8 protein-coding genes are annotated in these 8563 nt (G+C 64.3%); 4 read left to right on the plus strand and 4 right to left on the minus strand.

Annotated elements, in window-relative coordinates; translation table 11 throughout:
* The coding region (locus EOD07_RS13070; protein ID WP_281059052.1) for an RHO alpha subunit C-terminal catalytic domain-containing protein at positions 1 to 548 on the plus strand (548 nt) is incomplete at its 5' end.
* Between the two features lie 172 nt (positions 549 to 720).
* On the opposite strand, the gene EOD07_RS13075 is transcribed toward EOD07_RS13070, so the two are convergent.
* Entirely contained in the window at positions 721 to 2136 is a 1416-nt protein-coding gene (locus EOD07_RS13075) for an aminotransferase (protein ID WP_127235747.1), read from the minus strand.
* Positions 2137 to 2426: 290 nt separating this feature from the next.
* Here EOD07_RS13075 and EOD07_RS13080 point away from each other — a divergent pair, with 290 nt between their 5' ends.
* The 3 genes from EOD07_RS13080 to EOD07_RS13090 are packed head-to-tail and all read left to right on the plus strand — an operon-like array spanning position 2427 to position 5273.
* Positions 2427 to 3344, plus strand: a complete 918-nt coding sequence (locus tag EOD07_RS13080; protein WP_127235748.1) for an ABC transporter permease — start codon at positions 2427 to 2429, stop codon at positions 3342 to 3344.
* The gene (locus tag EOD07_RS13085) at positions 3341 to 4162 is read left to right on the plus strand and encodes an ABC transporter permease (RefSeq protein WP_041000243.1); all 822 of its coding nucleotides are present in this window, start codon (positions 3341 to 3343) and stop codon (positions 4160 to 4162) included. The genes EOD07_RS13080 and EOD07_RS13085 overlap by 4 nt, the downstream gene beginning before the upstream one ends.
* A gap of 37 nt (positions 4163 to 4199) precedes the next feature.
* Positions 4200 to 5273, plus strand: coding sequence for an ABC transporter ATP-binding protein (locus tag EOD07_RS13090; RefSeq protein ID WP_041011251.1), 1074 nt, complete (start codon positions 4200 to 4202; stop codon positions 5271 to 5273).
* On the opposite strand, the gene EOD07_RS13095 is transcribed toward EOD07_RS13090, so the two are convergent.
* The 3 genes from EOD07_RS13095 to EOD07_RS13105 all read right to left on the minus strand — a co-directional run.
* On the minus strand, positions 5237 to 6535 hold the full coding sequence (locus EOD07_RS13095) for a flavin monoamine oxidase family protein (RefSeq protein WP_127235749.1): 1299 nt from the start codon (positions 6533 to 6535) through the stop codon (positions 5237 to 5239). The two genes, EOD07_RS13090 and EOD07_RS13095, sit on opposite strands and share 37 nt — an antisense overlap.
* A complete protein-coding gene (locus EOD07_RS13100; protein WP_127235750.1) occupies positions 6532 to 7608 on the minus strand; it encodes an extracellular solute-binding protein in 1077 nt (358 codons plus the stop codon). The genes EOD07_RS13095 and EOD07_RS13100 overlap by 4 nt, the downstream gene beginning before the upstream one ends.
* Positions 7609 to 7725: 117 nt before the next feature.
* Positions 7726 to 8563, minus strand: an 838-nt coding sequence (locus EOD07_RS13105; RefSeq protein WP_127235751.1) for an extracellular solute-binding protein, incomplete at its 5' end; no start/stop codon positions are given.

Consider the following 8563-nt stretch of genomic DNA (forward strand, 5'->3'; position numbering starts at 1 on the left):
TCTATGGCGCGACCTATTTCGACGAGCCCTTCGTCAACGGCGTATCGCGCTCCTTCGCCACCTACAATCCGCATGCCGGCCGGCGCTGGAGCGTGCGCGAGTACATCAAGCTCGCGCCCGAAGCCACGCATCTGCCGGAACATCTGCGCAAGGCCTGGATCTATTACGGCATCTTTCCCAACAACGCGCTTTCGATCATGCCGGAGTCCGTCCAGTTCTATCAGGAGTTCCCGCTGTCGACCGGAGAGACGCTGCTGCGCGGCGCGGTCTACCGCTACAAGGACGAGAGCAGGAAACAGGCGGCGGCGCGCTACCTCGCCTATCGCATCGACCGCGATACGATGAACGAGGACGTGCAGCTCTCGGTATGGTCGAACGAATCCATGCTGTCGGAGGCCTTCGAGGGCTTTTATCTCTCCGACCTCGAATATGGCGTGCGCACCCACCACGACCATCTGCGCAGGCAGGTCCCGGTGCTGAACCTCGAGACCGCGCCCGAGGAAAAGGACATGTGGGGCCTGAACGACGCGCTGCGGTCGAGGGGGTGAGGCTGCTAATCTCCCCCCTTGAGGGGGAGATGCCCGGCAGGGCAGAGGGGGTCGCTGCGCGTAGAACGCCGACGCCCTCTGTCGTCGTGGAAGGCGCAGGCACTCTACGTGAGGCGACCCCCTCTGTCGCCTTCGGCGACATCTCCCCCTCAACGGGGGAGAAAGGAGCCAATCACCCCCGCCAGACGCCCTCTTTCCGCAAATCATCCATGGTCCGCGAAATGCCTTCGCGCAGGATCGCCACCATATCGTCGACCTGCTCTTTGGTGATGATCAGCGGCGGCGACATAACGCACATGTTGATCAGCGGCCGCACCAGAAGGCCGAGCTCGTGGCAATGCGCGTCGATGCGCTTTCCGACATCCTTGTCGAGCTGCAGCGCGTCCTTGCTCTCGCGATCGGCGACGCATTCCACGCAAGCCATCAGGCCGACGCCGCGCACCTCGCCGACCAGCGGCAGCTCTTCCAGCGTCTTGAGCCGCGCCTGGAAATAGGGCGCGATCTCGCGCGTGTGGGCAAGCACGCCCTCTTCCAGCAAGTCGAGGTTCTTCAGCGCCACCGCGCAGCCGATCGGATGGCTGGTATAGGTCAAGCCGTGGCCGAACAGCGCGTCGGGATGGTTGGACCGGCGCAGCTCTTCCAGCAGCCGCTCCGAGATGATGACGCCGCCGAGCGGGAAATAGCCGGATGTGACTCCCTTGGCGAAGGTGATCATGTCCGGGTCGATGCCGAACACGTCGCCGGAGGCAAAGACATGGCCGAGCCGCCCGAAGCCGGTCACCACCTCGTCCGAGACATAAAGGATATCGTTCTCGCGGCAGATCTCGCGGATCCGCTTCAGATACCCGTCCGGCGGCACGACGACGCCGCCGGAAGCCTGCACCGGCTCGCCGACAAAGGCGCCGATGCGCTCTGCGCCGACACGCGCGACGGTATCGCGGAACTGATCGACGAGGAAATCGGTGAAGGCGGCGATGCTCATCTCCTTCGGCCGCCGGAACGGATCGGGCGAGGACAGCTTCACCACCAGCTCGTCGGCGCCGTCCATCCAGTCGCGGTCGCGCGGCCGGCCGTTGAGCGAAGCCGACAGATAGGTCGAGCCGTGATAGGCGCCACCGCGGCTGAGGATCAGCTTCTTCTCCGGTCGTCCCCGCACATTGTTGTGGAACTGCATGAAGCGCAGCGCCGTCTCCACCGCCGACGAACCGCCGGTGGTGAAGAAGGTGTGGCTGAGGTCGCCAGGTGCCGCATCGGCGATGCGCCGGGCGAGCTCGGCCGAGGGCGCGTTCATCGTGTACCACGGCGTGTTGTAGGAGAGCGCCATTGCCTGGTCGTACATGACCCTGGCCAACTCCTCGCGGCGATGGCCGACATTGATGCACCACATGCCGGCCGGGCCGTCGATCAGGCGCTTGCCTGTGGCGTCGGTGATATAGATGCCGTCGCCCTCGCCGATCAGCGCCCGCGCCTCGTTGCCGACCGAGCCGGCATAGGGCCAGGGCTGGACGAGATGGCGCTTGGCGAGCTCGACCGCGTCGTCATCAGGTCCGATGAGTTCGCTTGCCTTGATCTTGCTTTGAGCCGCCATTTTCGCCTCGCATCGCCAGGTTGCCGAATTTTCATCGGATATCAAACGGTGCGGAAAGCCGTGGGAATTCGGCTTTCCATCACCTCATTTTGAATATCCGTTCAATCAATATCGCAGAAATAGCGCTTGATTTCAATCGGCGGATGCGCTCATGATGAAAGAAAGCCGGCAAGCCAGCGAGCGATCGCGCTCCAAGCATAATTCGGGAACAGGCGACCGGCTCACGAATGGGAAGGCCGCATGGCGGGACAGTCCGAGCCAGCTACCGAGATCACGCCTGGAGCACTGCAATGACGGTTGCGGCGGAAGGGTCGCCCCCGTTGCGCTTGGCGGGATCCAGACGAAGTCCCCTTCTGCAATCGGAAGCCGTCCAGGGCTTTGCCCTGATCAGCCCCACCTTCGTCTACGCCCTTATTCTCCTCGTCCTGCCAATCCTTGTCGTCATCGCCCATTCCTTCTGGACGCAGAACTATCTCACCATCGACCACACCTTCACGCTGGAGAACTACCGGATCGCGCTAACCGAGCCGATCTATCGCGACCTGCTCTGGCGCTCGCTCTACATCTCGCTGACGGTCAGCCTGCTGACCGTGGCGCTTGCCTACCCGATCGCCTATTTCATTTCCTTCCATGGCGGCCGCCACAAGAGCCTGTGGCTCTTCCTCATCACCATTCCGTTCTGGACCAGCTACCTGCTGCGCGTGATGTCGTGGAAGGTGATCCTCGGCTACAATGGCGTGCTTAATTCCGGCCTGATGGGCCTCGGCATCATCGACGAGCCCTCGACGGCGCTCCTCTACAATTCCACCGCCGTCATCATCACGCTCACTCATGCCTGGGCGACCTTCGCCATCCTGCCGATCTTCGTTTCGCTGGAGAAGGTCGACCGGACCCTGGTCGAGGCGGCGACCGACCTCGGCGACGGGCCGCTGCGCTCCTTCCTGCGCGTGACCCTGCCGCTGTCGGCGCCCGGCGTCATCTCGGCCGCGCTGATCGTCATGATCCCGACCGTCGGCGACTATGTCACGCCGAAGCTCGTCGGCGGCAAGGACGGCGTCATGATCGCCAACGCCATCCAGGCGCAGTTCGGCAAGGCGTCGAACTGGCCGCTGGGCGCGGCGCTCTCCGTCACCACCATGATCATCGTCTCGCTGATGGCCGGCGCCACCGTGCTGGTCATCCGCGCCCTGCAGAGGCTGGCGCGATGACGGCGATAAGACGTTTCCTGCCCGGCTGGCTTTCGACTTACGCCGTCCTCTATCTGCTGTTCCTCTATCTGCCGGTGATCTTCCTGCCGATCTTCTCGATCAACACGGCGGCGACGCCCAAATTCCCGCTCTCGGGCGTCACCCTTCACTGGTACGAGGACCTGCCGCGCACGCCGGCGCTGATCGACGCCACCTGGAACAGCCTGATCGTCGGCATCTCCGCCTCGATCCTGTCGACGGTGCTGGGCATCCTCGCGGCCCGCTCGATCACCCGCTACCGCTACCCCGGTCGGCGCGCCATCAACGGCCTGATCATGGCGCCGCTGGTGCTGCCGGAGGTGATCGTCGCCATCTCCATGCTTTTGGTCATGCTGCAGCTCGGCCTCAGCCTGTCGCTGTTCACCGTCGTGCTCGGCCATGTTCTGGTCTGCATTCCCTATTCGATGACCGTGCTGACCTCCGGCTTCGAGGGTTTCGACCGCAGCCTGGAGGAGGCTTCCGCCGATCTCGGCGAGAGCGCCTTCGGCACTTTCCGGCGGGTGACGCTGCCCATGGTCGCGCCGGCGATCATCTCCAGCCTGCTCGTCTGCTTCACCATCTCGCTGGACGAATTCATCATCGCCTTTTTCCTCACCGGCACCGAGGCGACGCTGCCGATCTACATCTGGGGCCAGCTGCGTTTCGCGGCCAAGCTTCCCGGCGTGCTGGCGCTCGGCACCTTGCTGCTCTTCGCATCCTTCGTGCTGATGACGATTGCCGAAATCCTGCGCCGCCGCGCGGCGAGACGCACCCAGAACGAGGGAGGCCTCTATGCTTGAGCGGGTCCAATCCGAGCGTGTCCAAACCGACCGGACCATGATCGAGATCCGCGACGTGACCCGCAGCTACGGATCGTTCAAGGCGCTGGACAACGCCTCGCTCTCGATCCGCGAAGGCGAGTTCTTCTCGCTGCTCGGGCCTTCCGGCTGCGGCAAGACCACGCTGTTGCGCATGATCGCCGGCTTCGACACGCCGACCAGCGGCTCCATCGCCGTCGACGGCCAGCCGATGGACGGCATCCCCGCCAACCGCCGGCCGACCAACATGGTCTTCCAGAGCTATGCGATCTTCCCGCATCTCAATGTCGAGCAGAATGTCGCCTATGGGCTGAAGCGGCTGAAGCTCGACGCCGGCGAGGAGAAGCGCCGCGTCGAGGAGGCGCTGGCGCAGGTGTCGCTGACCGGCCTCGGCAAGCGCCGCGCCACCGAGCTTTCCGGCGGCCAGCGCCAGCGCGTGGCTTTGGCCCGCGCCCTGGTCATGCGGCCCAAGGTGCTGCTGCTCGACGAGCCGCTTTCGGCGCTCGACAAGAAGCTGCGCGAGCAGATGCAGGTCGAGCTGCGCCGGCTGCAGCAGGCGGTCGGCATCACCTTCGTGCTGGTCACGCATGACCAGTACGAGGCGCTCGCCATGTCGGACCGCATCGCGGTGATGTTCGGCGGCCGCATCGCGCAGGTCGCCTCGCCCAAGGAGATCTACCAGCGCCCGGTCAACCGCCAGGTGGCCGATTTTCTCGGCGGCATGAACTTCGTCAAGGCCGAGATCGTCGAGGAGAACGGCGCTTCGCTGGTGCTCGACACGCTGGGCTTCGGCCGCGTCAGGACCGACAAGCCGAAGGCGTTCGTGCGCAATGGCGGCGCGGCGACGCTTGGCATCCGCCCCGAGCGGCTGCGCGTTTTGTGGGACAATGCGACGGCGAAGTTCGAGGTCGCCGGCAAGGTCGTCGAGCGCCACTATTTCGGCGAGATCACGCATCTGATCGTCGAGATACCGGGGCTCGAAAAGCCGCTCTCGGTCACCGAGACCAACGACTTCGGCGCCGACGACATTCCGGTCGGCGCGCCGATCCGCCTCGCCTATGATCCTGAAGCTCTGGTGGCGATGGCCGACTGAATCTTGCCGGCCGCGATGCGGCCGGCGACGATCGCGCCTTCGACATAACCCGGGAAAGACGGCGAGAGCTCCGAAGCGGCGAAATAGACCGGCGGCGCGCCGGCCAGGATGACGCGCTCGGCATCGCGCGCCGCCACATCGATGATGAGGTCGCTATAGGCGCCGCCGCTCCAGCGGTCATGCGTCCAGTCGCGCGCGCTGAAATCGACGATGTCGGCGGCCTCTGGGCCGAGCGCCAGGACAAGCCTCGCTGTGATTTCCGCCCGCAACGCCGCCGCGCTGAGCCGATGCCAGCGCAGCGCCAGCGGCCCGCCGACAAAGACGACAAGCGCGGCGTGGTCGGCATCCGTGCTGGCGTCGCAGGCAAACAGGCCGGGCTGATCGCGCCACATCACCATGCCGCACAGGCCTTGCTCGCGCCAGAACGGCTTGGCGTAGCGCACCAGGATCTTGATCACCGCGCCGCTTTCCCAGACGCCGAGCGCGCTTGCGAGCTCCGCCGGCAAAGCCGGCGCGAAATCGAGCTTCGCGGCCGTCGCCGGCGGCAGCGCGATCAGGACCTCGCGCGCTTCGATCGTGGCGGCGCCGGTGCTGACGCGAACGCCTTGCGGGGCACGCTCGACATGCGCCACCGCTTCGTTCAGTCGTAGCCGGTCGCCGAGCGCGGCGGCGAGGTCCTCGGCCAGCGATTGCATGGTGTCGCCCAGAAAATACTGCAGCTCGAACACCTCGTTGGTAATGCGGCGGTCATTGTCGATCAGGTACCAGAGCGGCACCTTGTCCAACGCCAGGCACCACAGGCCTTCGATCATCGAACGAAAGGCGGCCTTGGCATCGGGCTCATCGTGCTGGCGTTCCAGCCAGTCCGCGACAGTCAGCCCGGCAATCGACGGATCGTCCGGATCGATCCGGTTCATGCGCTCGCGGATCGCCATCGAGACGTGATAGGTCCGCTCCGCCCGCGCCGGCAGCATCGACGGATGGGTGATGAATTCGCCCTCGACATAGGTCTCGACGAAGCTCTTGCCGTGGGCCCTGGCCAGGGCCATCACCTCGGGCATGTCCACGCACAAGAACTGGCCGCCGCTGTCGATCAGCTCGCCGAGCCCGTTGCGGACGGCCTCCACCCTACCGCCGACGCGCTCGCGTGCTTCAAGGACAAGGAAACCGATGCCGGCGCGCTTCAACTCGAGCGCGGCGGACAGGCCGGTGAAGCCGGCGCCGACGATGACGACGTCGGTTCTTTCAATGCTGCTCTTCAATAGCCGGCCTTGATCTTCTCGAACTCGGCGACCATGCGCTGCTTGAGGTTCGGCGCAACCGGCTGCTGGAACAACGTCTTGTCGAGGAACTTGTCGAGATTGTCGAAGCCGCGCTCGGTGAGCAGCTTCTGGTCCATCGCCGCCATGCCCGCGTTGTTGCCGTGACCGTAGCCGAAGGTCTTCACCATATACTCCGAAACACCTGGAGCGTTGACCGCGCTCAGGAAATCATAGGCCTGGTCGAGCTTGCCCGGCGCATCCTTGAGCAGCACATAGCCGCACACCCAGGTCGAGATGCCCTCCTTGGTGTCGCGATTCATGGCGATCGGCATGCCCTGGCCTTTCAACGTCACATAGGTCTCGTTCCAGCCCCAGACCAGATCGACTTCATTGCCCGTGAAAGCCTGGTTGAGGTCGGTGTCGTCTGTCCAGTAGAAGCGGACATTCTTGTGCACGTCGCGCAGGAAGGCGGAGGCCTGTTTGAACTGCTCGTCCGTCATCTTGGTCCAGTCCTTCAGACCGATGACCAGGCTCGCCAGCGCATAGGCGTCGTCGACATTGTCGCCGATGGTGACGCGGCCCTTGAACTTCGGATCGGCGAAGATCTTCAGCGACTGCGCCTCCTCCGCCGTCACCTTGTCGGTGCGGTAGAGCAGCGAGGTGTTGCCCCAGTCGAAAGGCATGAACCAGGCCTTGCCGTCGGCGGTGGTGGCGAGGTCCTTCATCGCCATGATGCCCGGGTTGAGGTCCTTCCAGCCGGCGATCTTCGAGGTGTCGAGCGGCTGCAGCAGGCCGGCCTCACGCCATTTCACCACGCTTTGCGAACAGGGATGCGCGACGTCGGCCTTGAAGCCGGCGCGCATCTTCTCGAAAGCCTCGTCCTCGTCGCCGAAGAAGGAGAAGGTCGGCTCGGCATTGTATTTGGCGGCATAGGCCGGATGCAGCAGCGGATCCTCGTAGCCGGACCAGTCGAAGACGACGAGGTCGCCGCCGCCTTCGGCAAGCGCATGGGCGGAGCCAGCGCCGACGGTGACGACAGCAGCCAGGGCAAGGCGGCGAAGCATGGTTTTCATGGCGCGAGAAACTCCCCCATCGCAGATGCGTTTGGCGAAGTTAGGAGAATTCAGAAGCTTTGGCGAGCCCGCTCACTTTGCTCTGCTTGGCAAGTAAGCGGGCCGCTAGAATTCAGCTCAATAGCCGGCTTTGATCTTCTCGAATTCGGCGATCATCTTCAGTTTGAGCTCGGAAGGCAGCGGCTGCTGGAACAGCGTCTTGTCGACCCATTTTTCGACGTTGTCGTAGCCCTTTTCCTTCAGCACCGCCGGGTCGACGCCGGCCATGCCCTTGGCGTTGGCCTGGCCGTAGCCCCAGTCCTTGACCAGCGTCTTGGCGACTTCGGGGTCGTTGACCGCATTGAGATAGTCATAGGCCTTGTCGATGTTGCCCGGCGCGTCCTTGAAGAGCACATAGCCGCACACCCAGGTCGACATACCCTCGTCGGTGTCCTTCTTGGACTTGATCGGCACGCCGGCCTTGACCGACTGCACCGTCGCGTCGTTCCAGGCCCAGGCGAGGTCGACCTCGCCGCCGCTGAGCAGCTGCACGATGTCGGTGGTGTCGGTCCAGTAAGAGCGGACATTCTTGTGCACCTGGCGCAGGAAATCGGATGCCTGCTTGAACTGGTCGTCCGTCATCTTAGTCCAGTCCTTGAGCCCGATGGCGAGGCTGGCCAGCGCATAGGCGTCGTCGACATTGTCGCCGATCGAGACCCTGCCCTTGTATTTCGGATCGGCGAAGGCCTTCAGCGACTGCACGTCCTTCTCGGCGATCTTGTCGGAATTGTAGGTGAGCTGGGTGTCGCCCCAGTCCCAGGGCATGAACCAGGCCTTGCCGTCGGGCGTGGTGGCGAGGTCCTTCATCGCCATGATGCCGGGATTGAGGTCCTTCCAGCCGGCGATCTTCGAGGTATCGAGCGGCTGCAGCAGCCCCGCTTCGCGCCACTTCACCACGCTCTGCGAGCACGGATGG

It is taken from the genome of Mesorhizobium sp. M2C.T.Ca.TU.002.02.1.1, from assembly GCF_003997225.1.

Excerpts from the sequence above, each read along its gene's own strand:
- EOD07_RS13100 (WP_127235750.1), bottom strand. The coding sequence starts at position 7,608 with ATGAAAACCATGCTTCGCCGCCTTGCCCTGGCTGCTGTCGTCACCGTC.
- EOD07_RS13090 (WP_041011251.1), top strand. The coding sequence starts at position 4,200 with ATGATCGAGATCCGCGACGTGACCCGCAGCTACGGATCGTTCAAGGCG.
- EOD07_RS13075 (WP_127235747.1), bottom strand. The coding sequence starts at position 2,136 with ATGGCGGCTCAAAGCAAGATCAAGGCAAGCGAACTCATCGGACCTGAT.
- EOD07_RS13080 (WP_127235748.1), top strand. The coding sequence starts at position 2,427 with ATGACGGTTGCGGCGGAAGGGTCGCCCCCGTTGCGCTTGGCGGGATCC.
- EOD07_RS13085 (WP_041000243.1), top strand. The coding sequence starts at position 3,341 with ATGACGGCGATAAGACGTTTCCTGCCCGGCTGGCTTTCGACTTACGCC.